The organism is Microbacterium sp. M4A5_1d (assembly GCF_053345465.1).
This window is the reverse complement of the sequence record NZ_JBKFAD010000001.1, coordinates 1368257-1393691: the sequence shown is the minus strand read 5'-3', so window position 1 is coordinate 1393691 and position 25435 is coordinate 1368257. Positions and strand designations below refer to the sequence as shown.

Genomic DNA, 25435 nt, shown 5'->3' with positions numbered 1-25435 from the left:
ACGATAACACGCTACATTCCGGCCGTGCTATCGTCAACACACCCGACGAAAGGACCGGCATGCGCGTGTCGATGGCCCAGGTGGCGGCCCACGCGGGCGTCTCGGCGCAGACCGTCTCGCGCGTGGCCAACGGCAGCCCGCGCGTCGACCCCGCGACGCGGGCCCGCGTCGAGGCGTCCATGGCGGCGCTCGGCTACCGCATGCATCGCGCCGCCCGGGCCCTGCGCACCGGCCAGACCCGCACGATCGGCCTCGTCGTCTCGACGCTCGCCTCGGTCGGCAACTCCCGCATGCTGCAGGCCATCGCCGACGCGGCGAGCGAGCGCGACTACGCCCTCGCCGTGGTGACGGTCGCCGGGGCGCGTGACATCGCGGAGGCCTTCGCGCAGCTGCGCGACCAGGGCGTCGACGGGGCGGTCGTGCTCAACGAGGCGACGCGGCTCGCTCGTGACACCGCACCGCCCGCCGACCTGCGTCTCGTCGTCGTCGACTCGCCGCCCGACGAGCGCTTCGCGATCGTGCAGACCGATCACGCGGGCGGCGCCCGGTTGGCGACGCGGCATCTGCTCGAGCTGGGGCACGCGACGGTGCACCACCTCGCGGGGCCCGAGGCGTCGTTCGCGGCGCAAGAGCGCGAACGCGGCTGGCGCGAGGCGCTGATCGACGCGGATGCCGTCGCGCCCGAGGTCGTCCGCGGCGACTGGACCTCGCGCGGCGGTCACGCGGCGGGAGCGGGGCTCGCGGGCGCCACGGCGGTGTTCGCCGCCAACGACCAGATGGCGCTCGGCCTGCTGCGGGCGTTCAGCGACGCCGGTCGCGCTGTGCCGGACGACGTCGCGATCGTCGGGTTCGACGACGTCGTGGATGCCGCGGAGTACCGGCCTCCGCTGACGACCGTCCGCCAGGACTTCGACGCCCTCGGCGCCCGCGCCGTCGAGGCGCTCGTGGAGGTCATCGAGTCGGGCTCAACGGCCGCGTTGCGCACCGTTCCCACGGAACTCGTGGTCCGCGCGAGCTCGGTACGCGGTTTCGCGGCGGAATGAGGCGCAGTTTCGGGTGTCCGACGCGGTTCGAACCGCGCGTCATCCCCGGAACTGCGCCTGATCCCCGCGCTCGGCGAGCGGGTCAGACGGATGCCGCGCGGCGGGCCTCCCAGCCGGTGCGGACCATCTCGTCGACCGAGTAGCGATTCGCCCATTCGAGGTCGCGGGCGGCGAGCTCTCCGGTGGCGACGATGCGGTCGGGGTCGCCGGGCCGGCGGGGGCCGACTCTCGGCGTGAAGTCGATGCCGGTCACCCGGGCCATCGCGTCCATGATCTCGCGGACCGAGAGGCCGTTCTGCGACCCGAGGTTGTAGGCCGGCTCGACGCTCTCACCGGCGGCGAGGCGCTGGGCGGCGACGACGTGGGCCGCGGCGATGTCGGCGACGTGGACGTAGTCGCGCACGTTCGTGCCGTCTTCGGTGTCGTAGTCGTCGCCGTTGATCTGCGGGGTCTCACCGGCGATCAGCTTCTCGAAGACGATGGGGAAGAGGTTGTGGGGGCTCGTGTCGTAGACGGACGGGTCGCCCGAGCCCACGACGTTGAAGTAGCGCAGCGAGGTGTGGCGCAGGGGTGCGGGGGAGTCCACGGTCGCGACGGCCTGATCGCGCAGGAGCCACTCGCCGATGAGCTTCGACTCGCCGTAGGGCGACGCGGGACGCTTGGGCAGGTCCTCCGTGACGAGCGGCACGTCGGGGGTGCCGTAGACGGCGGCGCTGGAGGAGAAGACGATCTTGTCGACGCCCGCGGTCTCCATCGCCTCGAGCACGATCCGCGTGCCCTCGACGTTCTGCGCGTAGGTGTGCAGGGGGCGGGTCACCGAGACTCCGGCGTACTTGTAGCCGGCGACGTGGATGACGCCCTCGACGCCGTGCTCGCGCAGCGCGCCCTCGACGAGCGGACGGTCGAGGATCGAGCCGCGGACGAACGGCACGCCCTCGGGGACGAACCCCGCGTGCCCGCTCGACAGATCGTCGAGGACGACGGGGTCGAGACCCGCCGCGGCGAGGGCGCGCACGACATGCGCGCCGATGTATCCAGCACCACCGGTGACCATCCAGCTCATGACATCCATCCTGCCCGATCGCGGCGGGGCTCCCTCACGCTCACTCCTCGCGGTGGCCGAGGTCGGGCGCGGCGACGAACGCGGCGACGGGGTCGATGACGTGCTCGAGCTCGACGACGACGACCTCGTTCGCTCCGGCGCGGGTCGCGGGAGCGGGAACGTAGAGCGTGCGCTGCGGGCCGCTGCGCCAGTACCGGCCGAGGAAGAACCCGTTCACGAACGCGTACCCCTTGCTCCAGGCATCCGTGTCGAGGAAGAGGTCAGCGGGCTCATCGAGATCGAACGTGCCCACGAGGCCGGTGCGTCCGGCGACGGCGTGCTCGGATGCACCGGCGATGCCCGCAGCGGCGGCCGCGAGGTCGACGGGCTGCGCCGACCAGCCGGTCAGCTCGTGGCCGCCGAGGGTGACGGGGCCGACGAGACCCTTGTTCTCGCCGAGGCGGACGTCGTAGTTCACGCGGCCCTGGTCCTCGACCAGCACCGTCAGCCGCGACCCGCGGGGGATCGGCAGCGACCGCTCGTGCAGCGCGCGCTGCAGGCGGCCGATCGGCGCGCCGTCGACGGCGACCCAGGCGAGGTCGCGGACCTCCGCGAAGGCGAGCACGGCGCTGTCGGAATCACCGAACGGCTCGGCGGGCAGCGCGATGTCGTAACGCACGAGGGGCCCGAGCTGTCCGAGCTCTTCGAACGTGGGAGGAGCGTCGACCGCGCCGCTGTCAGCACCCGTCGCGGGAAGCCAGTCACCCGTGGACCGCAGCGGGACCGACAGGACGGGAGCCTCGGGCCGCGCGGGCGGCACCTCGTCAGGTACCGGGGCGTACCGGGCGATGACCTCGCGGAACGCGTGGTACTTCTCGGTCGGGTGGCCCGATTCGTCCAGCGGAGCGTCGTAGTCGTACGAGGTGACGATGGGGGCGTAGCGGCCCTTGTCGTTCGCGCCGTTCGTGGTGCCGAAGTTCGTGCCGCCGTGGAGCATGTAGATGTTCACCGACGCTCCGGCGGCGAGCAACGCGTCGAGCTCGGATGCCGAGGCCGCGGCATCCGTGGTGTGGTGCACCCCGCCCCACCAGTCGAACCAGCCGTCCCAGAACTCCGAGCACATGAGCGGCCCGGTCGGCTGGTGCTCGCGCAGCGTCGCGAGGCGCTCAGTGGCGCGCGAGCCGAACGATCCGGTCGTGTGCAGGTCGGGCAGCGTTCCGGCCGCGAGCATGTGAGGCTCGGGCTGGTCGACGGTCGTCAGCGGCACGGTGATGTCGCAGGCACGGGTGAGCTCGGTGAGCGTGCGGAGATAGTCGTGGTCCGAGCCGTAGGCGCCGTACTCGTTCTCGATCTGCACGAGCACGACGTTGCCGCCGCGATCGATCTGACGCGGGGCGACGATCTCGTAGACCCGGCGCAGGTAGGTGCTCACCGCCTCGAGGTACTGCGGCTCGGAACGGCGCAGCCCGATGCCGGGCGTGCTGGTGAGCCACACCGGAAGTCCGCCGTTGTGCCACTCGGCGCAGATGTACGGGCCGGGGCGCACGATCGCATGCATGCCCTCCGCCGCGATGAGGTCGAGGAAGCGCCCCAGGTCGTTCCAGCCCGTGGCATCCCATTCGCCGCGCACCGGCTCGTGGGCGTTCCAGGCGACGTACGTCTCGATCGTGTTGAGCCCCATGAGCCGCGCCTTGCGGATGCGGTCGGCCCAGTGGTCCGGGTGGATGCGGAAGTAGTGCAGGGCTCCCGCGAAGACCCGGTGGGGGCGCCCGTCGAGGAGGAAGTCGGTCTCGCCGATGCTGAAGGTCGTCACGCGGTCACTCGATTCGTTCCGGGGTTCAGGCGCACGGTCACGCGCGCCCAGGAGAGCGGGGGAAGGGTCAGGGTCACGGCGCTGTCGCGGATGTCGACGGCGAGGGATGCCGGCGCGACGGGCTGCGACGACGCGCTGTTGACGGTGTGCCGGTCGCCGCCGGCGGGGACGGTCAGCACGAGCGCCTCCGCGCTCGCGGCCGAGCGGTCGAGATCGATCGTGACGGGTGTCTCGGCGTCGAGTCCGCGGTGCACGAGGAAGATCGACAGCTCGTCGCCGGCGATCGTCGCAACGGCGTCGACGGCGCCCACGTCGCCGTAGCGCGCGGTCGGGATGACGCCAGTGTCGATGACCGGCACCACGACGTGGCCGGATGCCGCGGCCGCGGTCAGCTGGAAGGGGAAGAAGGTGGTCTGCCGCCAGGCCGCGCCGCCCGGCTCGGTGCGGATCGGCGCGATGACGTTGACGAGCTGCGCGAGATTCGCCATCGAGACGCGGTCGGCGCGGCGGAGCATCGTGATGAGGAGGGACCCGACGACGACGGCATCCGTGACGGTGTAGTCGTCCTCGATGAGGCGCGGGGCGACGGGCCAGTCGCCCGTGAACACCTCGGGCTTGTCGACCTCGTTCCAGCGGGTCTGGTTCCAGACGTTCCACTCGTCGACGCTGATGCCGATGGGGTCGGTGATGCCGCGCTCGGCGCGCACCTCGTCGATGATGCCGGCGACCTCGCCGATGTAGGCGTCGAGGGCGGCGCCGGAGGCGAGGAAGCTCGCGGGGTCGCCCGGGGTCTCCTCGTAGTAGGCGTGCACGGAGATGTGGTCGACGAGCCCCGCGGTGTGACGGAGCACGGTGCGCTCCCACTCGCCGAAGGTCGGCATCTCGTGGTTCGAGCTGCCCGCGGCGACGAGCTCGATGTCGGGATGAATGAACCGCATGAGCCGGGCGCTCTCGGCGGCGAGGCGGCCGTACTCGTCGGCGGTCTTGTGGCCGATCTGCCAGGGGCCGTCCATCTCGTTGCCCAGGCACCAGAGCCGGATGCCGAAGGGCTCGGCGCGCCCGTTCTCGCGGCGGCGCTCCGACAGGGCGGTGCCGCCCGGGTGATTGGCGTACTCGAGCAGGTCGGCGGCCTCGGCGACGCCGCGCGTGCCGAGGTTCACGGCCTCCATGAGCTCGAGCCCCGCCTGCTCGGCCCACGCGGCGAACTCGTGCAGCCCGACCTGGTTGGTCTCGGTGCTGTGCCATGCGGCATCCAGGCGCACGGGGCGCTGGCCGCGCGGGCCGACGCCGTCCTCCCACCGGTAGCCCGAGACGAAGTTGCCCCCGGGATAGCGCACGACGGTCGCGCCCAGCTCGCGCACGAGCTCGAGGACGTCGGCGCGGAAGCCGGCGTCGTCGGCCGTGGCGTGACCCGGCTCGAAGATGCCGTCGTAGACGCAGCGGCCCATGTGCTCGACGAAGGTGCCGAAGAGTCGGCGCGGGACAACGGGCCCGGGTGCGGCCGTGTCGAGCGAGATGCGGGTGGGGGAGGTCATTGCTCTTCTCCTGGGGGGACATGGCGAGGGGCGGGCCGGACCGAAGCTCGATGCGACCCGCCCCTCGTCGGGCGTCACTTGTTGACGGTGAAGCCCTGGTCGTTGCCGTACTGCACGAGCTGGTCCTGCCACGTGGCGAGGCCCTCGTTCAGGTCGGACTTCGAGGCGTAGGACTGCCCGACGGTGTCGCTGAAGATGCTGTTCGCGTAGACCTGGAAGGGCAGGTACTGCCAGCCCGGACGCACGTCCTTGGCCGCCTGCACGAGCACCTCGTTGATCTTCTGGCCGCCGAAGTACTCGGGCGCCTTGTTCAGGAACTCATCCGACTCGAGCTGCGCGGTCGTCGAGGGGAAGCCGCCGCTCTCGGCGAAGATCGTCAGGCTCTCCTCGTCGTTGTTCAGCCACTTCAGGAACGCGGCGGCGAGGGCCGGGTTCTCGCTCTGCTTCGTGACCGCCTGGCCGCCGCCGCCGTTCTCGGCCGAGACCGGGGTGCCGTCGTAGGTCGGCATGGGAGCCACGCGCCAGTCGCCCGCCGCGTCGGCCACCGACGACTCGAGGTTGCCGGGCATCCAGGCGCCGATGACGAGGGTCGCGATCGAGCCGTCGCCGAGGCCCTTGAACCACTCGTCGCTCCAGCTCGGGGTGCTGGCGATCAGGTCGTCCTCGACGAGCGTGTTCCAGGTGTCGGCCCACTTCTTCGAGCCCTCGTCGGCGACGTTGATCGTCACGTCGGTGCCATCGGCGGAGAACGGCTGGCCGCCCGCCTGCCAGATCATGCTGGTGGCGAAGCCGGCGTCACCGGTGTCGTTCGTGATCTTCTTCGTCGGGTCGGCGGCGGTGAGCTGACGCGCGGTGGCGATGTACTCGTCCCACGTCGTCGGGACCGTCAGGCCGTACTGGTCGAAGACCGCCTTGTTGTAGAACAGCGCCATGGGACCCGAGTCCTGCGGGAGGCCGTAGATCTTGCCGTCGAAGTCGACGGAGTTCCACGTCGAGGCGGTGTAGTCGCTCTCGAGGTCGCCGAAGCCGTAGGGCGCGAGATCGAGCAGCCCGTCGGTGAGGGCGAACTGCGGGAAGGCGTAGTACTCGATCTGCACGACGTCGGGGGCGCCCGAGCCGGCCTTGATCGCGTTCTGGAGCTTGGTGTACTCCTCCGTGTTGGTGCCCGCGTTGACGACGTTGACCTTGACCTCGGGGTACTTCTTCATGAACGCCTCGGCCTGCGCCTCGGCGGACGGGGTCCACGACCAGTAGGTGATCTCACCGCCGGCCTTCAGGGCCGCGTCGAGGTCGTCGGGGTTGCCGCTGCCCGCGGCGGGGCCGGAGGACGAGCAGGCGGCCAGCACGAGGCCGGCGGCTGCGGTCAGGGCCACGACGGATGCGGCGCGACGCAGCGCCGATCCCTTGCGCATGGGTGTCATGGGAGTTCCTTCACTTCGTTGTTGTGGATTCGGGTTGTTGTGGATTCAGGTGGTGCGGAATACAGGGTCTTCGGGGGTGTGCTCACTGCTTGACGCTGCCGGCGCTCAGACCGGACTGCCAGAAGCGCTGCAGCATGAGGAAGGCCACCACGATCGGGATGATCGACAGCAGCGATCCGGTGATCACCAGGTTGTAGATCGGCTGCGCCGCGGCTCCGGTGGCCTGGGCGTTCCACTGGTTGAGCCCGACGGTGAGCGGGTACCAGGCGGGGTCGCTGAGCATGATGAGCGGGAGGAAGTAGTTGTTCCACGTGGCGACGACCGCGAACAGCAGCACGGTGACGATGCCGGGCATGAGGAGCTTGGTCGAGATGGTGAAGAACGTGCGCATCTCGCTGGCGCCGTCCATCCGAGCGGCCTCGAGCAGCTCGGTGGGAACGGCGTCGCTGGCGAACACCCACATCAGGTACAGGCCGAAGGGGCTGATGAGCGAGGGGATGATGATCGCCCACGGGGTGTTCGTCAGGCCCAGCTGGCTGAACATGAGGAACGTGGGGACCGCGAGGGCGGTGCCGGGAACGGCGACGGCGCCGATGACGACCGCGAAGACCGCCTTCCGCCCCCGGAAGTTGTACTTCGCCAGGCCGTAGCCCGCCATCGTCGCGAGCACCGTTGCACCGCCCGCGCCGACGACGACGTAGAGGAGCGTGTTGCCGAGCCACCGGAGGAAGATGCCGTCGCGGTAGGTGAAGGTGTCGACGATGTTGTTCCACAGGTTGAAGCTGTCGCCGAACCAGAGGCCGAAGGTCGTGAACAGGTCGCCCTGGGTCTTCGTCGCGTTGATGATCAGCCAGAACAGCGGGAGCAGCGTGTAGAGGATGAACAGGCTCATCACGACGGTGAGCACGACGGACTTCCGCCGGGCGAACGGCGTGCTGCGGGCGAGGGCGGGAGCGGTCATCGCATCTCCTGACGGGATCCGCGCAACTGGACGACGTAGGCGATGACCGCCGTGATGACGCCCATGATGATCGCGACGGTGGCGGCGTAGTTGTACTGCTGGCCGGCGAACGAGAGGTTGTACGCGTACATGTTCGGCGTGAAGAACGTCGTGATCGTGTTCGGGGCCAGGGGCTTGAGGATGTTCGGCTCGTTGAAGAGCTGGAAGCTGCCGATGATCGAGAAGATCGTGGCGATGACGATCGAGCCGCGCAGAGCGGGGATCTTGATCGAGAGGATCGTGCGCCAGGCGCCGGCGCCGTCGAGGGATGCCGCCTCGTACAGCTCACCGGGGATGGTCTTGAGCGACGAGTAGAAGATCAGCATGTTGTAGCCGACGAACTGCCACGTCACGATGTTGCCGATCGAGACCATCATCCACTCGGGGAGGAAGGGTCGCAGGACCTGGGCACCGAGCAGATCGTTGATGTTGCCGGCGAGGCCGAACTGGTCGCCGTAGATGTAGCCCCACATGAGGACCGCGACGACGGCGGGCACGGCGTAGGGCAGGAAGATGATGATCCGGTAGAAGCCCGAGGCGTGCAGGCGCGCGCTGTCGATCGCGAGGGCCGCAGCGAGGGCGAGCACGAGCATGATCGGCACCTGGATCAGCAGGAACAGCAGCACGCGGAGGAAGCCGTCCCACAGCTTCGGGTCGGCGAAGGCCGTCAGGTAGTTCTCGAAGCCGACGAACGCGTTGCCGCCGACGATCTGCTCACGGAAGAAGCTGAGGTAGAGCGCGTAGGCGAGGGGTGCGAGGAAGACGAGGGCGAACACGATCGCGAAGGGCCCCACGAAGAGCCATCCGCGCTGTTCGACGCTGACGCGCCGCCGCTTCCGCGCGGTGCGCACGGCGGGAGGGGGTGCCGTTGTGGTCGTCATCGTCCGTGCCTCTTCTGTGATGCAGGCGCTCGCCGATTGAGCGCGGATGTTGACGTAAACATAACTCGGAGACGCTAGCATGTCAACGTCAACATCAAGGAGGATCCGGGCATGGGTGAAGCAGGGCCAGCCGTACGCCCGGACGCTCGACCGCGGCGTCGGGAAGTGTCGATGGCCGACGTGGCGGCGATGGCCGGCGTGTCGGGTCAGACCGTCTCGCGGGTCGCGAACGGCCGCGAGAACGTCGACCCCGAGACCCGGGCGCGCGTCCAGGATGCGATGGCGCAGCTCGGCTATCGACCCAACAGTGCCGCGCGTGCACTGCGTTCGGGGCGCTTCCGCAGCATCGGCGTGATCATGTTCTCGCTCGCGAGCTACGGCAACACGCGCACGCTCGACGCCGTGGCATCCGTCGCCGCCGAGGCGGGGTACTCCCTCACCGTCATCACGGTGCAGTCGGCGACGCAGTCCGACGTCTCGGGGGCATTCGTGCGCCTCGCCGAGCATGCCGTCGACGGTGTCATCATCCTGATCGAGACGCATCGTCTCGGCGAACGCGAGCTGGCGCTGCCGACCGGACTCCCCGTCGTCGTGGTCGACTCGAGCGCCGATTACCCGTATCCCGTCGTCGACAACGACCAGACGCTGGGTGCCCGTCTCGCGACGGAGCATCTGCTCGACCTCGGGCACGAGACGGTGAGCCACATCTCAGGGCCGCGGGAGTCGTTCGCCGCCGAGCGCAGGCGAGCCGCCTGGCACGACACGCTCGTCGCCCGCGGTGCGGCTGTGCCCGAGGTGCACGTCGGGGACTGGACCGCGGAGTCGGGTTACGAGATCGGTCGGGCGCTCGCCGGCGACCACCGCGTGACGGCGGTCTTCGTCGCCAACGACCGCATGGCGCTCGGGCTGCTGCGCGCGCTGCACGAGGCCGATCGCCCTGTGCCGGCGAGCGTCAGCGTCGTCGGGTACGACGATGCTCCCGAGTCGGCGAACTTCTGGCCCCCGCTGACGACCGTACGTCAGCACTTCGACCGGATCGGCGCGGCCGCCGTGCGGTCGCTGCTCACCGAGATCGACGGGGGAGAGGTGCCGGCCGAGCGCACGCTCGTCCCCACCGAGCTCGTCGTGCGTGCGAGTTCCGGCCCGCGCCGCTGATCAACCGTTGCACCGGGACAGAGGCGTCCCGTAGGCTCGATGTTGACGTCAACATGTTTACGTCAACATCACCCCCCCTGAGGTCGCATCGTTGCGACCGGATAGGAATGACGATGAAGTCAGCTCGACTGATGTCGATGACCTGCGCGGTGGCGCTCGCGTCCGGTGGGCTCACCGCTGCGACCGCCGTCGCGCCCCCGCCGGTGCATGCCGCCGACGCCGCTGCCGTGCGGATCACTCCGAATCCCGCCACCGCCTCGGAGAAGCCGTTCGAGGGATGGGGCACGAGCCTCGTCTGGTTCGCCAACGCGACCGGCGACTATCCCGACGACGTCCGGCAGGACCTCTTCGACGCCGTCTTCGGCGACGAAGGCCTGAACCTCAACATCGCGCGCTACAACATCGGCGGCGGCAACGCCTCCGACGTCCCGCCGTACCTGCGGCCGGGCGGCGCGGTTCCCGGCTTCTGGAATCCGAACCTGCCGGCGACCGATGACGAAGGGGCGATCACCTCGACCTTCGCTGACCGCGACCGGTACCGGGATGCCTGGGACCCCGACGATCCCGACGCCTTCGACTTCTCCCAGGATTCCGCTCAGCGCTGGTGGCTCGACGCGCTGAAGGACAAGGTCACGCACTGGGAGGCGTTCAGCAACTCCCCGCCCTACTTCCTCACCCAGAGCGGCTACGTCTCGGGCGGGATCAACAACGCCACGAGCGAGCAGCTCGCCCCGGCGGACATGGACAAGTTCGCCGGCTATCTGGTGAACGTCGTCGACGAGCTCGAGCGGGTTCACGGCATCTCGTTCGACACGATCGACCCGTTCAACGAGCCCAACACGAACTACTGGTCGACGCAGATCCCCGACGGTGCCACGTGGCCCACCGGCGGACGCCAGGAGGGTGCGCACATCGGGCCGGAGGCGCAGGACGCGATGATCGCCGCCCTCGCCGACCGCCTCGCGCAGCCGGGGACGACCACCGACGCGGTCATCTCGGCGATGGACGAGACCAACCCCGGCATCTTCGCCACCAACTGGAACACGTGGTCTGCGGAGGCGAAGGGCCTCGTCGACCAGCTGAACGTCCACACGTACGGCACCGGCGGGCGCCAGGTCGTCCGCGACATCGCCAAGGCCGCCGACAAGCCGCTGTGGATGAGCGAGGTCGAGGGCAACTGGACCGATCAGAGCAAGGGGTTCGTCACCGACGACATCGACAACGGCCTCGGCATGGCCCAGCACATCGTCGGTGACCTGCGCGAGCTCGAGCCCGACGCCTGGGTGTTCTGGCAGCCGGTCGAGGACCTCTACAACATGGAGAAGGTCGAGAAGCTGAACTGGGGCAGCGTCTTCATCGACTTCGACTGCAACGACGAGGGGCAGTCCGAGCGCCGGCTCCGCGACGGTGACGCCGACCCATCCTGCAAGGTGCTGACGAACGAGAAGTTCAACACCGTGCGCAACTTCACGCACTACATCACCCCCGGCGACCGCTTGATCGCGACCGACAACGCGCAGTCGACGGCGGCGATCGACGCCGACGGCGAGGGCGCAACGATCGTGCACGTCAACGCCGAGGCCGCCGAACGCACGGTGGAGATCGACCTGAGCGACTTCGGCACGGTGGCCCCCGGGGCGACCGTGGCCCCCATCGTGACGACGCAGTCGACCGCCGCGGAGCCCTCGGTCAACGCGCTCCGGCAGGGGCAGCCGGTCGCCGTGGACGCGGCATCCCGCACCGCGACGCTGACGGTGCCCGCCAAGTCGGTCGTGACCTTCGTCATCGACGGTGTCTCGGGCGTGTCATCGGATGCCGCGGCCTTCCGCGACGGCGAGACGGTGCAGCTCACGGGCCTTCAGAGCGGACTCGCCCTCGACGGCAGCTCGAGCCTCGCGGTCCGTTCACTCGCCACCACGGCCGAGGCCGCCCGCGGACAGGCCTGGACCGTCCGCACGATCGAGGGCGCGGGCACCAACCGCCATCGCTTCACGCTGCAGAACGGTTCCGGGCAGTTCCTCGCTTCGCGCGGCACGGCCACGGCGCTCGTGGATGCCGACCCCGGGGCAGCCGCGGCCGATCCCGCCCTGCAGTGGATGGCCTCGACGACGGACGGCACGTACTACTCGGTGCTCAACGTCGCCGCGGAGCGCGTGCTCGACGTGAACGGCGGCAGCACGACGTCCGGCGCTGCGGTGGGCCTGTGGACCTCGAACGGCGGCGGGAACCAGCAGTGGCGCATCGCGAGCACGAGCGTCGCGGGCACCGAGCCCGTCACGGTCGCGACCGCTGTCGGCGTCGCCCCGACGCTGCCCGCGTCCGTGAGCGTGCGCTACGTCGGAGGGACGGTGCGACAGGCGCCGGTGACGTGGCAGCTCGACGGTGTCGACTTCTCGCGCCCCGGTGCGGTGGAGGTCACCGGCACGGGCACCGAGCTGTTCGGCGGCTCGTTCGAAGCGACTGCGACCGTCGAGATCGGCGCCTACACCGCGACGCGGCCGGCATCCGTCACCGTCCCGGCCGGAAGCGCCCTCGACGCCGTCAGGAGCCAGGCCGACGACACCGTGGAGGCCGAGCTGCGACCCTCGGGAGCGGGCTTCCCGGTCCCGGTCGAGTGGGCGTGGGACGGCATCGCCGATGGTGCGTTCGCCGAGCCCGGCACGGTCTCGGTGCCCGGAGTGGCCACGGGCCCGAGCGGCGAGAAGCTCGACGCGCGGCTGACCGTGATCGTCACGGCCGCGTCCGAGCGCAACGTCGCCCCCGAGAGCCGCCCGAGCGCGACCTTCACCGAGAGCGCGCAGTACGCGGTGAGCAACACGATCAACGGAAGCTCGACCGACAAGGGCTGGTCGAACTGGCGCTCGGGCACGAAGAACGCGCAGGACACCCTGAGCTACGCCCTGGCGCAGCGCGAGACCCTGACGCGTGTCGCCGTGCAGTTCTACCGCGACGGCAGCTCGCTGAGCTGGCCCGCGACCATGCGGGTCGACCACCGCGTGAGCGGCGGCGACTGGGTCGAGGGCGACCTCGTTCCGGTGCCGGAGCCCACCGCGGGTGCGCCGCGCGTCGAGGTGCCGGTCACCGGCGCCGCCGACGAGGTGCGCGTCGTGCTGAACGCCCGTCCCGACACGCACATGATCGTGTCGGAGGTCGAGATCTTCGCCGCAGCACCGGCGCCGGCCGGGATCGCGGATCTCGCGCGCCTCACGGTCGGCGACGAGCCCGTCGACGGGTTCGCGCCCGACACGCTGGAGTACACCGTCACGACGACGGGGTCCGCGTGGCCGATGCTCCACGCGCTCGCGGTCGACGACGATGCCACGGTCGTCGTGACCCAGCCTGGCGAGGACCAGGCTGGCGACGTGCAGCGCATGGCGGCGGATGCCGCGCCTGCGGCCGACGACGTGATCAGCAGCACCGGAACCGTGACGGTCACGGCTCCCGACGGCGCCTCGCGCACCTACTCGGTGACCGTGAACCGCGCCGTCGGCGTCGAGACGCCGGTCGTGTCGGGCGAGCCGCGCGTCGGCGCGACCGTGCGCGCGGTGGCCGTCACCGATCCCGCGGACGCGGCACGCGCGTTCGTCTGGCTGCGCGACGGGGCGGCGATCGATGGCGCCACCGCCGACACCTACGCGCTGACCGCCGCCGACGAAGGCCGGGAGATCTCGGTCGAGGTGGCCGCCGAGGCGGCCGGCTTCATCGACGGCACCGCCCGCTCAGCGGCGATCGTCCCGACCGCCGCCGTCGTCGACCCGGGAACGGGCGGCGGCACCGACGGTGGCACCGGCACTCCGGGTTCGGGCGCTGGCTCGGGTTCGGGTTCGGGTAGCGGCTCGGCGACGGGGGCCGGAGCGAACGGCTCGGCTGCCTCGACGGACGCGCGCGATCTCGCACGCACGGGAGGGGATGCCGGCGGCATCACCGCGACGGTGATGGGCGCGCTCGCGCTGCTCATGCTCGGCGCCGGAGCGCTCGTGCTGCGTCGCCGACGCGCGCAGGCCTGAGCGCCTGACAACGGAGGCCGTGCCGATCGATGTGAACGATCGGCACGGCCTCGCCGTCTTCGGAGAATCCCACGCTTCTCGGAGCTTCAGCCCGCGCGGCATCCGATCTACGCGTCATTCTCCGAGTTCGCTGGCGCCGCGCGCCGCGCGCCGTGTGCAGCATCACGCGAGGCGCTGCCAGGGACCGCGCAGCCGGAGCGACGCGCGTAGGGATGTCGCCACGGCATCGGCTCGCCGCGACTCCGCATCCGTCGCGAGCGCGATCGTCGAGGCCGGAGACAACGCCAGCACCTCGACGGTGATCTCGCTCGTCGGTGTCGCACCGGCGTCCCGAAGCGACAGCGACCAGCGCGTGCCGTCCCAGAAGCGGTCGTCGACGATGCGGCCGTCGACCAGGAACCGTCCCACGTCGCCCGCCCAGTCGAGGTCGAGCACCGCGTCCGCCTCGGGGTCCAGCGAGGTCGCGGGGAGCTGCACCCGGTACCGGGCGGCCCGCTCGGCGAACGTCTCGTCCGACGGCGCGCGGTGACGCGGGCCGCCGAAGCCGTAGTCCGTCGCCGGAGCGGCCGGCGGGCGGACGAGCTCGACTCCCACCGGCGCGCTGCCCATCGCGGTAACGCGGCCGGGCCCGCCGGGCGCGCCGGGCGCGCCCGTGACGATCGACCACTCGCCGGTGTGCGGGTCGTAGCGGTGAGCCTCCCGAGCGCCACGGAGCATCGCGATGTCGGCATCCCACGCCAGCTCGCCATCGGTCAGCCACAGCTCCGGGCGCGACCCGGGGCGCACCCAGAGCCGGTCGGCGTCGGCGGCCGGCAACACCACGACATCGAGGTCGTCGAAGCGGAGCGGAGCGCGTCCCGGCCGGGCGACCTGCGATCCGGCCTGGCCGATCGCGATCTCGGCGGGGATGCCGCGATCTTCGAGCAGCACCAGCGTCGGACGCGGGCCGCCCGAGAGGACCGTGATCAGGGTGGCCGTCGCCCAGGCGACCCGTGCCCGACCCACGGTGAGCCCGACGGGCCATCGAGCGAGCGTCCCCGCGGGGACCGTGACCGGACGTGACGGGAGCACGGTCTCGGTGTCGCCGACGACGACGCGCAGCTGGACGTCGGCGACGTCCTCCACCTGTTCGTACGGCTGGTGGTGCGAGATCACGACGACGCCCTCCGCTCCGTCGGAACGCAGCGCCCACCGGAGGGTGGTCCGGTCGTCGAGCGACGCGGCGCGGACGTCGGGAAGAGCAGACGACATGCCGGACAGGCGGTCGCCGAACGCGGTGAGGAAGGCGTGCTGCGCGCGCAGCAGCGGAGCGGAGTCGGCGAGGTCGCCCGACTGCCCGATCGGGGCGTGGAAGTCGTAGCCGAACTCGGGGAGGTCGTTGGGATACCCGGTGTCGATCGTCTCCTGCAGATCGGGTCCGGGGTTCCGGCCGCCGACGAACATGTAATAGCCCTGCCAGGCCGACCCGTTGCCGATCTTGATGTGGGCGAGCGCGGCGACATCGCGTCCTCCGAGTACCGGGCGACGGTGGTACGCGGTGGCCATCCCCCCGCCCAGCTCGCAGGTCGCCGGGGGGAAGCCGTGCAGGTCGGCCGTCGCGCTCGCCGCCGCGAAGCCCTGGCTCGCGCGCACGTCCGCCCCGACCCCCGGGTCGTCCCAGTCGTGTGAGGGGAAGTAATGCGCGCGGAACGTCGGGTCCCAGGGTGCGCCCGGGTCGACCCAGAATCCGTCCGCATACCCGCCGAAGAGCGGCATGACCTCACCGTCGGGCAGCTGCGCCCCGCCCCAGGCCGTCGCCGTCCACAGGGGTGCCGCCATGCCCGCTTCGCGGGCGAGGCGCTTGAGCGTGACCAGGTGCTCCGGACGGTCGTACAACTCGTTCTCGAGCTGGATGCCGATGACCGGCCCGCCTGGTCGCGCGCGGCCGCCCAGGGACGCGGCGAGCTGGCCGAACCACTCCCGGACGAGGTCGAGGTAGCCGGGGTCATCGCTGCGGAGGATGACCGGCAGAGCCTGAACCCAATCGGGGAAGCCGCCGTTGCGGGACTCGCCATGCGCCCACGGGCCGATGCGCAGCACGACATCGAGTCCCGCCGCAGCCGCCTCGTCGACGAAGGCCCCGATGTCGAGGTTCCCGTCGAAGCGCGGGTGCTCGCGCTCGGCGACGTGGTGGTTCCAGAAGGCGTAGGTCGATGCGACCGTGACGCCGGCGGCGCGCAGCTGCCGCATCCGCTCGGACCAGCGATCGCGCGGCAGTCGGCTGTAGTGCACCTCGCCCGACACCGGCACCCAGCCTTCACCGTGCCGGTACAGGGCGCGGTCGGTGACCGAGATGCCGCGGGCGCGCTCGTGGGGAGCGGGCAGCGGTGCGGGCCGTTCGGGCTGCGGCCACGCGGAATGCTCGACGCGGAGCAGCTCGCTCACAGCGCGCCGACGATCGCGTTGTCGAGTTCGTCGATGTCGACGCCGGAGCGCAACGCCCGGTTGGTCAGCAGCACCCACGCGATGCCCGCGGTCGGGTGCACCCAGAACTCCGTTCCCGCCCAGCCGCCGTGACCGTAGACGTCGCGGTCGATCAGGCCCGGCGCTCGGGTGCGGAGGTTCCAGGCGAGACCCCAGTCCTGCCCGCGCTCGGCAGGGTACGGCTCCAATCGGGGGATGTCGCCGGTCAGGGGTCGCCGCATCATCGCGAGCGTCGCCGGGGCGAGGATGCCGTCGCGGGCGCCGGCGTGGATCCGCAGCAGTTCGGTCCCGAGCGCGAGCAGGTCGTGCGCCTTCCCGGCGAGGCCGGCCCCGGGGTTGCGCTGCGCGGCGAAGGCCGCCATGTCGGCGCCCGCGGCGGCGGCATCCGCGATCGGCGCCGTGCCGTCGAGGTCGACCGACAGGCCGCCGGCGCCGATGCCCGATGCCCAGTCGGCGATGTCGTCGTGCCAGATGCGGCCGCTCACGCTCTCGACGAGTGCGGCGACGCCCTCGAAGGCGAGCGTGGAGTACCGCGAGGCTGTGCCGGCGACGAAGTCACGGCCGCGGGTGAGCAGCTCGGTACGGAGCGGGAGTCGGGTGTCGAGTGGCGGCTCGCTGATGCCGCTCGTGTGGCTCACAAGATGCGAGAGCCGCACGATGTCGTCCCGGTCGCGGCCGAACTCGGGCAGGGCGCGCGTCAGCGGAGTCTGCAGCGTGAGCTCGCCGCGCTGGATGGCGCGGGCAGCGGAGATGCCCAGCAGCGGCTTCGTGATCGAGAAGAGCGCGTACCGATCGTCGATGTCCGCCGCGACGGCGTCGAGGGCGAGGACGCCGTTCGCATCGGCGACCCCGACGACCGCGGACGGCAGGCGGCCGTCCGCCACATGCCGGCGGGCCCAGTCGAACGCAGCGGTGAAGCTCGATGTCATCGCCCCAGCCTACGGGAAGCGTTTTCCGTTCGCGCCGGCATCCGGCCGTTACGGCAGCACGAGCACGCCGTTACGTCGGTGTGGGGTTCTCTCGAGCGACTCGTCACGCAGTTCGCGCGGCAGCAGCGCGGCCGGCGCGTCCTGGAAGACGAGCGGCCGGAGAAATCGGCGGATGGCGGTGGCCCCGACGGAGGTGTGCAGCGAGGTCGTCGCAGGCCAGGGCCCGCCGTGGTGCTGCGACCAGGTCACCGCGACGCCGGTCGGCCAGCCCGCGAACAGCACGCGTCCGGCGCGCTCCTGCAGGAGCGCGAGGGTCGCGGCGACGTCGTCGCCCGGCTCGGAGTGCAGGATGGCGGTGAGGCTGCCGGGCACGGCGGCGAGGGCCGCGTGCACGTCGCCCTCGTCGCCGTACTCGACGAGGAGGGTGACGGGGCCGAAGCACTCCTCGAGCAGGACCTCCGGACGGGCGGCGACCGCGGACGCGTCCGACACGAGGACGACGGGTCGCGCGCCGTCGCCCGGGACGCCTTCTGCCGCCACCCGCACCGACGCGTCGGCCTCGAGCGCGGCGATCCCTGCCGGGAAGGCCTCGGTGATGCGGTCGGTCAGCAGCGGGCCGCCGGTCGCGCCGTGGGCGGCGGCGGCGACGGACTCGACGAATCCGCTGCCCCGGGGAACGAAGACGACGCCGGGCTTGGTGCAGAACTGACCCGCCCCCAGGGTGAACGATTCCACGAGTCCGCGGGCGAGCTCGTCGCCGCGGGCCTCGGCCGCCGCGGGCGTCACGACCACGGGATTCACGCTGCCCAGCTCGCCGTAGAAGGGGATCGGGTCCGGTCGCCCGGAAGCGAGGTCGAACAGGGCGCGGCCGCCCGACACCGAGCCGGTGAAGCCCGCCGCCCGAACGAGGGGATGCTGCACGAGGGCGTTGCCCGCCTCGCGACCTTCCACGAGTGCGAAGGAGCCTTCCGGCGCTCCGGCGCCGTCGAGCGCGGCGACGGCGATCTCGGCCGTGCGGCGAGAGAGCTCCGGGTGCCCGGAATGCGCCTTGACGATCACCGGGTTGCCGGCGGCGAGAGCGGACGCCGTGTCGCCGCCGCACACCGAGAACGCGAAGGGGAAGTTCGAGGCGGAGAACACCGCGACGGGTCCGACGCCCACCAGCAGGCGACGCAGCTCGGGCCGGGGCGGCGTCGCCGCGGCATCGGCCTCGTCGATCGTGATCTCTCGGAACGAGCCCTCCGTCACGACGTCGGCGAAGAGTCGCAGCTGTCCCGTGGTGCGGGCGACTTCGCCGCGCAGGCGCGCCTCGCCGAGTCGCGTCTCGCGATCGGCGATCGCGACGAGCTCGTCAGCAGCGCCGTCGAGGGCGTCGGCGAGAGCGCGCAGCCAGGTGGCGCGCGTCGCGGCATCCGAATCGCGCCAGATCGGGGCTGCGGCGGACGCCGCGGCGGCCAGCTCGTCGATGCGATCAGGGGTGGTGGTCATCGGTGTTCCTCGCGGTCGTCAGTGGTGAAGTGTCCGTCGGTGAAGCGCAGGCCCAGGCCGAGGTGGTCGGTCTCGCGGAGCCGTCCGTCGCGGATCACGACGGGGGAGGGGCCGCGGAGGGCGCCCAGCTCGGCGAAGCCGGCATCCTCCACGTCCTCGACCCAGGGTTCGGCCGCGCCGCCGGGGAGGGTCAGTGCGAGCTGGCCCGACAGCTCGGGCAGCAGATGCGGGTGCAGCTCGGCGCCGGCGTCCTCGGCGATCGCGGCGATGCGTTGCAGCGGCGTGATCCCCCCGACGCGCACGATGTTGGGCTGGACGATCTGCGCGGCGCCGCGTCGCAGCACCTCGGCGAAGCGGTACGCGGTGTGCAGGTTCTCGCCCACGGCGATCGGAATGCGCGCGCCGGCGCCGAGTCGACGCGCGAGCTCGGCGTGTCCGTCGAGGTCGTCGGCGCGCAGGGGCTCCTCGATCCAGTCGGGTCGGACCTCGGCGAGGACCTCGAGCGACCGCGTCGCGCGGGCCAGGTCCCAGCGCTGGTTCGCGTCGATCATCAGGCCCCGGTCCGGGCCCAGCACCGAGCGGACGGCGCGAAGGCGGTCGAGGTCCTCCGCGACGTCGGGCTTGCCGACCTTGACCTTGACGGCGGTGAACCCGCGCGTGACCCACCGCTCGACCTGAGCGACGAGCTCATCGAGTGAGTAGTGGAGGTTCACGCCGCTGCCGTACACGCGGGCGCTCTCGCGGCGCCGTCCGATCAGCGTCGAGACCGACGAGCCGGCCGCGCGAGCCGCGGCATCCCAGAGCGCCAGGTCGAGGCCCGCGAGGGCGATCGTCGTCACGCCACCACCGCCCGCCTCGTGCAGGTGCTCCCAGAGGCCCTGCCATGCGCCGCCCGGCTCGGCGGAACGTCCGACGGCGGCCGGTGCGATGTCGTGTCGCAGCAGGGCGAGCACAGCCTCCGCCCCGATCTGCGGGGTCCACGAGAAGCCCCACCCCTCGGCGCCGTCACTGCGCTGCACGTGCGTCGCGATGACGCCGACCGAGGTGACGTCGGCGGCCCACGGGCGGGTGAGCGGGACCCGGATCAGGCGCGTTGCGAGCGCGGCGATCGTCGTCACAGCAGGGCGCGCCCGGCATCGAGGATCGCCGCGAGGCGGCGTTCCTGGTCGGCGGTGGGGTCGACGAGCGGGGCGCGAACCCCGCCGACGGCCTGCCCGCTCAGGCGCAGGCCCGCCTTGATGAGCGAGACGCCGAACCCGGGCGTCTCGTCGCGGAGCGCGACAAGAGGTGTGTAGAACGCGTCGAGCAGTGCCAGGCGACGCTCCTCGTCGTGCTCGACGTAGGCCCGGTAGTACGCGTTCGCGACCTCGGGCGCCATGGCGAAGGCTGCGGACGAATACAGCGGCACGCCGATGCCGCGATATGCGGCCTGAGTGAGCTCGGCGGTGAGGAGCCCGTTGAAGAACGCGAAGTCGTCGCGGCCGGCGTCGGCGATCACGCGGACGATGAGCTGCGTCGTGCCGATGTCGCCGGTGCCGTCCTTGAATCCGACGATCCGCGGGTTGTCGGCGAGACGGCGCATCGACTCGCGCGTGAACTGCGCGTTGGCGCGGTGGTAGACGATCACCGGCAGGTCGGATGCCGCGGCGATCGCCTCGACGTAGGCGACGAGTCCTTCCTGCGGCCCGCCGACGAGGTAGGGCGGCAGGGCGAGCAGGGCATCGGCCCCGGCATCCGCGGCAGCGCGGGCGGTCTCGAGGGCGTGGCCGAGCGGACCCCCGGTCCCGGCGACGACGGGCACGGCGCCCGCGACGCTCGAGACGGCGGTGCGGACGACCGCGGCCGCTTCGGCGGTCGAGAGCGCGTGGAACTCGCCCGTGCCGCACGCGGGGAAGACACCGCCGGCTCCTTCCTCGACACCGCGGCTCACGTGCGAGGCGAGCAGCTCGTGGTCGACGGCGCCGGAGGCGTCGAACGGGGTGACGGGGAAGAAGAGGATGCCGTCGAAGTTCATACCGGCACGTCCTTTCGGGTGTCGGTGCGGGAGGGTTCTTCGGTCAGGGCGTCGCGCCACGAGTAGCGGGGCGCCCAGTCCAGCAGGCGACGCGCTTTCGCGTTCGAGAACGCGGGCGCTGTGCCGGTGAGGACGGCGGACGCCTCCTCCGTGCCGGGGTGGAAACGGGGGATGAGCTCGGCGAGCGGGCGGCGGGCGAGGGCGTCGTCGGCTCCGACGAAGAACGTCTCGGCGTTCGGGATCGTGGGGAGAGCCGATAGGAGTGCGTCGGCGAAGGAGGCGACGTCGCGCGCGTCGACGTAGTTGAACAGCGCGGGGGCGGCGAGGCTCGGATCGTCGAGGCGCTCGCGGACGGTGTGGCCCTGCTGCGTGGGGGCTCCGCGCCACTCCTCGGGTGCGATCACGTAGCACGGGCGGAAGGCGGCGAAGCGCACGGCGTCGCCGGTCTGTCGGTGCAGCATCCGCATCGTCTGCTCGATCACGAGCTTCGACAGGGCGTAGCTGTTCCACGGCCGTGGCGGCGTGTCCTCATCGAGCGGGAAGCGGTCGGGCACCCAGCCGCGCGGCGCCCCGTAGCCCAGCACGGTGGGGCTGGAAGCGGCGACGATCCGCGGGATCCCTGCGGTCACGGCACCGCCGAGCACCGAGACGGCCAGGGCCGCATTCGTGCGCATGATGACGTCTTCGGGGGCGCTGAAGGGGACGGCGATCGCGGCCAGGTGGATGACGGCGGTCGCCCGCTGCGCGCGGAGCGCCGCGGCGGTGGCCTCGGCGTCGAGCAGGTCGATGGCGAGTTGGTCGGCGCCCTGCAGCTCGGGGGCGTCCGAGACCGTCCGATCGAAGGAGACCACCCGATGCCCCGCGGCGACGAGGCCGCCGACGAGGCTGCGACCGAGGCGGCCGGAGCCGCCGGTGACGACGACCCGGCTCATCGCCGACCGTCGAGCAGTCGGATGCGGAGCTCGGAGGTGTGCACGGGAAGACCCGACGCCAGCGACAGGTTGCCCGCGATGCCCACCGCGATCGAGCGGACGCCGTCGGCCCAGCCGGCGGGTCGAGCCAGCGGGTCATCGCCAGGGCCGACGAAGACGTCGGCGAGCAGCAGCTCGTCTCCGCCGCCGTGGCCGCCCTCGCCCGCCTCGATCGGGATCTCGACGGCGTCCTCCCAGTGGCGCTGGACGATCAGCCGTTCGCCCTGCGGGCGGAGGGAGGCGGGGCCGGCGGAGTCGACGGCCGAGGGGTCGAGCACCGGGTGCAGACCCTCGTCCTCGAGGACGGCGCCGCGCTCGACCACCTCGAGCTCGGCGCGGCCCTCGGTGCCGTTGACGGCGACGCGGTAGCCCTCCCACGGGGCGTGGGCGTTCAGCGAATACGACATCGTCGCCCCGCCGGCGTAGTCGACGACGAGCGCGAGGTTGTCCTCGATGGTGATGCCCTCGCCGAACACGTCGCGATCGCGAAGGTAGCCGTCGTGGCTCTCCGCTTCGAGGTAGAGCGCGCGCAGGCGTTCGTCGTCGCGGAGGTCGAGCTCGAACGGGTCGTGGCGGCCGTCGTGCGTGCCGCGCTGCGGCCGCTCGCCGAGATCGCGGGCCCGGGCGTTCTCCGCCCCGTAGAACCGCAGGCCGCCCGAGGCGAACACGCGGCGCGGCTCGTCGCGGATCCACCAGTTGACGAGGTCGAAGTGATGACTCGCCTTGTGGACGAGGAGGCCGCCCGAGTGCTCCTTCTCGCGGTGCCAGCGGCGGAAGTAGTCGGCGCCGTGCTTCGTGTCGAGCATCCACGAGAAGTCGATCGAGGTCACCCGCCCGATGCGGCCGTCCTGGATCACCTGGCGGAGGGCGCTGTTGCGCGGCGAGTAGCGGTAGTTGAAGGTCAGCACGACCGATCGACCGGTGCGCTCGACGGCGTCCTCGATCGCCGCCGCGCTCGGCGCGTCGATCGTCAGGGGCTTCTCGACCACCACGTCCGCGCCGGCATCGAGCGAGCGCACGATGAGGGATGCGTGCAGGGCGTCACGCGCGGTGATGATGACGCGTTCGGCGCGAGAATCGCGGATCATCTGCTCGAGGTCGTCCGGCGACCACAGCGTCGGGGCGGGCACGCCGCGCTCGACCAGCTGATCGCGGTAGTGCTCGGCGCGTACCGGGTTCGGCTCGCAGATCGCGACGAGCTCCGCCCGATCGGCGTGGGTCCCGGTGATGGCGTCGACGTACATCTGGGCGCGGTGTCCCGCGCCCACCAGGGCGTACCGCGTGCGGGTCATGGCTCTCCTTCGTGCCAAGAGCTGAGAGGCCGCCTATGTGGGAAAGCGCTCTCAGGAAACGTTTTCTCAGCCTAGCACGAGCCCTCCTCCGGACGCGAGGCTCAGGCCGAAGGTGCGCGGCTCAGGCCGCGGGAGCGCCGGTGCTGCCGCGGACGATGACGTCGGGCGAGACCGTCACGGCGGGCTCGGGCGTGCGGCCCGTCAGCAGGTCGTGCAGCGCCGACCACGCTCGCGCGCCGAGCTCGCCCATCGGCACGGCGGCGGTCGTGAGTGCGGGGGAGGTGTACCGCGCGAAGGGGATGTCGTCGAACCCCGCGATCGAGAGTCGGCCGGGCACCGGAATGCCGCGTTCGGTCGCCGCGCTCAGCAGCCCCATCGCCGACAGATCGTTGAATGCCAGCACCCCCGTCGCCCCTGACGCGAGAACATCGTCGAGAGCGCCGGCGCCGCTGGCGAAGTCGACCCCGGCGGGGATCTCGGCGATCTCGCAGTCCGCCAGCTCGCGTCGCGCGTCTTCGAGTGCAGACAGTCGCTGCCCGCTCGAGGCGCTGCGCGCCGCGCCGGCGAGGTACGCGAATCGGCGGTGTCCCTGCGCGTAGAGGTGGTCGATGATGGCGCGCAGAGGCGTGCGATAGTCGGCCGCCACGCTCGGAGCGTCGCCCGTGCGGTTGACCAGGACCACGGGGGCGACGTCGGCGACGACGTCGGCGAGCTGGTCGTCGCTCATGCGTGGCGCGCACAGGATCAGTCCGTCCGAGCGCCGCCGCGACTCCAGCGCGAGCAGGCGCTCCTCGTCGACGTTCTCGTCGGAGTCTGCGATGAGCACGTGGTAGCCGTCGGCGACCGCGGCCCGGCTGAGGCCGCGCAGCATCCCCTGGAAGGTGGGGTTCGCCAGGTCGGGCACGACGACCGAGATGGTCTGAGTGCGGCCGAGCACGAGGCTGCGCGCGAGCGGATTCGCCGAGTAGCCGAGCTGCGCTGCCGAAGCGCGCACCCGCTCGGCGAGAGCCGGATCGACGGTGGCGTTGCCGTTCATGACGCGCGAGACGGTGGCGAGTGAGACGCCGGCGTGCGCGGCGACGTCGGTGATCGTGGTCTGCTTCGCTCCGGCCATCGTTCCCCCGCCCTTCGTCCGGCCATACTATGCGAGGAAACGTTTTATGACAGGAGACGACGATGTCTGCGATCACGACCGCGACGACGGAGCGCGACGTCAAGCGCCGTCGCCTGGCATCCGTTCGTGAGGATGCCGGCGCCGATGCGCTCGTGCTCTCGTCGCATGAGGCGCTCTCGTGGTACCTCGGCGGCGTTCGGACGCACGTCTCGCTCGCGGGTCCGCCCGTGCTGGCCATCCGCGTCGCTGAGGGCGGCGACACGCTCTTCGTCTCGGCGAACGAGGCCGACCGGCTGATCGCGGAGGAGCTCGCGCCGGACGACGCCGCACGCGTCGCCCGGGTCCCGTGGTACGAATCGGTCGTCGCGCACGCCCTGTCCGGTGGTTCCGGCGGGCCCTCCGAGGGGCGGGGTGATCTCGCCGTCGGCGAGTCGGAGGTCGGCCCCCAGCTGCGGGCGGCGCGCGCCGAGCTGGTGCCGGAGGAAGTCGGTCGTTATCGGGCTCTCGGCCGTGCCGTGGCCGAGGTGTTGACGGATGTCGCCGCGGAACTGTCTCCCCTCACATCCGAGCGTGCCGCAGCTGCTCGGCTGGCTGCCGGGCTCGTGGCGCGCGGCATCGACCCGCTCGTGGTGCTGGTGGCGGGAGAGCCGCGGCTGCCCCACCGGCATCCCCTCCCCACGGACTCTCCGCTCGGTGCCCGGGCGATGCTCGTCGTGTGCGGACGTCGGCACGGGCTCATCGCCAACGCGACCCGGTGGGTGGGTGCGGCCGGTGGCGACGATGGACGGATCCTCGCGGTGGAGGCGGCGTTCTTCGCGGCGACTCGGCCCGGCGCCCACCTGGACGAAGTGTTCGCTGCGGGGTGTCGAGGCTACGCCGATGCGGGGTTCGATCCGGACGAGTGGGAACGCCACCATCAGGGAGGCCCGACCGGATACGCGGGGCGCGACCCGCGGGCGACCGCCGAGACGCGCGACCTCGTGCGGTCGCCGCACGCGTTCGCCTGGAATCCGAGCGCGCCCGGCGCGAAGGTCGAAGACACCGTCATCGTCACGGACGTCGGCGTCGAGGTGCTCACGGTCGACCCGAGGTGGCCTACGACCACGGTCGGCGGAATCGCCCGGCCCGTCGCGCGCCCGTTCTTCTGAAGCGCGCCGTGCCGACCTGTGCTCCGCTCGAACCTGAGCGTGGGTTCGCGCGTGCGCATGTGCGCGTGTGTCGTTCGCGCAGGCGCGGAGAGGCCTCCGCACGGGGTGCGGCAAGGGGA

Annotated in this window: 18 protein-coding genes; 4 read left to right on the top strand and 14 right to left on the bottom strand. The window is 71.6% G+C overall.

Features of this window, described 5'->3' with window-relative positions; genetic code table 11:
* Positions 1–59 precede the first annotated feature (59 nt).
* Positions 60–1043, top strand: a complete 984-nt coding sequence (locus ACLBWJ_RS06690; protein ID WP_323987193.1) for a LacI family DNA-binding transcriptional regulator — start codon at positions 60–62, stop codon at positions 1041–1043.
* An 82-nt stretch (positions 1044–1125) separates the two neighbouring features.
* Here ACLBWJ_RS06690 and galE read toward each other — a convergent pair whose 3' ends face one another.
* The 6 genes from galE to ACLBWJ_RS06660 form a co-directional block, all read right to left on the bottom strand.
* Positions 1126–2106, bottom strand: a complete 981-nt coding sequence (galE, locus tag ACLBWJ_RS06685) for a UDP-glucose 4-epimerase GalE (RefSeq protein WP_282502018.1) — start codon at positions 2104–2106, stop codon at positions 1126–1128.
* A gap of 40 nt (positions 2107–2146) precedes the next feature.
* Positions 2147–3898, bottom strand: coding sequence for a glycoside hydrolase family 35 protein (locus ACLBWJ_RS06680; protein WP_447659948.1), 1752 nt, complete (start codon positions 3896–3898; stop codon positions 2147–2149).
* Positions 3895–5433: an arabinosylfuranosidase ArfA gene (arfA, locus tag ACLBWJ_RS06675; protein ID WP_274178323.1), complete on the bottom strand. Its 1539-nt coding sequence runs from the start codon at positions 5431–5433 to the stop codon at positions 3895–3897. Before arfA ends, ACLBWJ_RS06680 begins: the two co-directional genes overlap by 4 nt.
* Positions 5434–5507: 74 nt before the next feature.
* Positions 5508–6854, bottom strand: coding sequence for an ABC transporter substrate-binding protein (locus tag ACLBWJ_RS06670; protein ID WP_269267155.1), 1347 nt, complete (start codon positions 6852–6854; stop codon positions 5508–5510).
* 82 nt (positions 6855–6936) lie between these two features.
* Positions 6937–7815 carry a carbohydrate ABC transporter permease gene (locus ACLBWJ_RS06665; protein WP_112616345.1) on the bottom strand — a complete coding sequence of 293 codons (879 nt, stop codon included), beginning with the start codon at positions 7813–7815 and terminating at the stop codon, positions 6937–6939.
* Entirely contained in the window at positions 7812–8735 is a 924-nt protein-coding gene (locus ACLBWJ_RS06660; protein ID WP_112616347.1) for a carbohydrate ABC transporter permease, read from the bottom strand. Before ACLBWJ_RS06660 ends, ACLBWJ_RS06665 begins: the two co-directional genes overlap by 4 nt.
* A gap of 171 nt (positions 8736–8906) precedes the next feature.
* Here ACLBWJ_RS06660 and ACLBWJ_RS06655 point away from each other — a divergent pair, with 171 nt between their 5' ends.
* Together ACLBWJ_RS06655 and ACLBWJ_RS06650 are read left to right on the top strand one after the other, a co-directional pair.
* Positions 8907–9890, top strand: a complete 984-nt coding sequence (locus ACLBWJ_RS06655; protein WP_282502022.1) for a LacI family DNA-binding transcriptional regulator — start codon at positions 8907–8909, stop codon at positions 9888–9890.
* 113 nt (positions 9891–10003) lie between these two features.
* Complete coding sequence (locus tag ACLBWJ_RS06650; protein WP_447659947.1) at positions 10004–13897, top strand: glycoside hydrolase; 3894 nt, start codon at positions 10004–10006, stop codon at positions 13895–13897.
* A 162-nt stretch (positions 13898–14059) separates the two neighbouring features.
* On the opposite strand, the gene ACLBWJ_RS06645 is transcribed toward ACLBWJ_RS06650, so the two are convergent.
* The 8 genes from ACLBWJ_RS06645 to ACLBWJ_RS06610 all read right to left on the bottom strand — a co-directional run bounded on the left by ACLBWJ_RS06645 (position 14060) and on the right by ACLBWJ_RS06610 (position 24168).
* Complete coding sequence (locus tag ACLBWJ_RS06645) at positions 14060–16321, bottom strand: beta-galactosidase (protein WP_447659946.1); 2262 nt, start codon at positions 16319–16321, stop codon at positions 14060–14062.
* Positions 16318–17289, bottom strand: a complete 972-nt coding sequence (locus ACLBWJ_RS06640; RefSeq protein WP_274178327.1) for a serine hydrolase domain-containing protein — start codon at positions 17287–17289, stop codon at positions 16318–16320. Before ACLBWJ_RS06640 ends, ACLBWJ_RS06645 begins: the two co-directional genes overlap by 4 nt.
* A 48-nt stretch (positions 17290–17337) precedes the next feature.
* Positions 17338–18777, bottom strand: coding sequence for an aldehyde dehydrogenase (NADP(+)) (locus tag ACLBWJ_RS06635; RefSeq protein WP_447659945.1), 1440 nt, complete (start codon positions 18775–18777; stop codon positions 17338–17340).
* On the bottom strand, positions 18774–19895 hold the full coding sequence (locus ACLBWJ_RS06630) for a mandelate racemase/muconate lactonizing enzyme family protein (protein WP_447659943.1): 1122 nt from the start codon (positions 19893–19895) through the stop codon (positions 18774–18776). Before ACLBWJ_RS06630 ends, ACLBWJ_RS06635 begins: the two co-directional genes overlap by 4 nt.
* Positions 19892–20791 carry a 5-dehydro-4-deoxyglucarate dehydratase gene (locus tag ACLBWJ_RS06625; protein ID WP_274178330.1) on the bottom strand — a complete coding sequence of 300 codons (900 nt, stop codon included), beginning with the start codon at positions 20789–20791 and terminating at the stop codon, positions 19892–19894. Before ACLBWJ_RS06625 ends, ACLBWJ_RS06630 begins: the two co-directional genes overlap by 4 nt.
* Complete coding sequence (locus ACLBWJ_RS06620; protein WP_269267165.1) at positions 20788–21723, bottom strand: NAD-dependent epimerase/dehydratase family protein; 936 nt, start codon at positions 21721–21723, stop codon at positions 20788–20790. Before ACLBWJ_RS06620 ends, ACLBWJ_RS06625 begins: the two co-directional genes overlap by 4 nt.
* On the bottom strand, positions 21720–23054 hold the full coding sequence (locus ACLBWJ_RS06615) for a Gfo/Idh/MocA family protein (protein WP_447659942.1): 1335 nt from the start codon (positions 23052–23054) through the stop codon (positions 21720–21722). Before ACLBWJ_RS06615 ends, ACLBWJ_RS06620 begins: the two co-directional genes overlap by 4 nt.
* Before the next feature lie 121 nt (positions 23055–23175).
* On the bottom strand, positions 23176–24168 hold the full coding sequence (locus ACLBWJ_RS06610) for a LacI family DNA-binding transcriptional regulator (RefSeq protein WP_114589134.1): 993 nt from the start codon (positions 24166–24168) through the stop codon (positions 23176–23178).
* Between the two features lie 62 nt (positions 24169–24230).
* On the opposite strand from ACLBWJ_RS06610, the gene ACLBWJ_RS06605 reads away from it, so the two are divergent.
* A complete protein-coding gene (locus ACLBWJ_RS06605) occupies positions 24231–25316 on the top strand; it encodes a M24 family metallopeptidase (protein WP_274178333.1) in 1086 nt (361 codons plus the stop codon).
* Positions 25317–25435 lie beyond the last annotated feature (119 nt).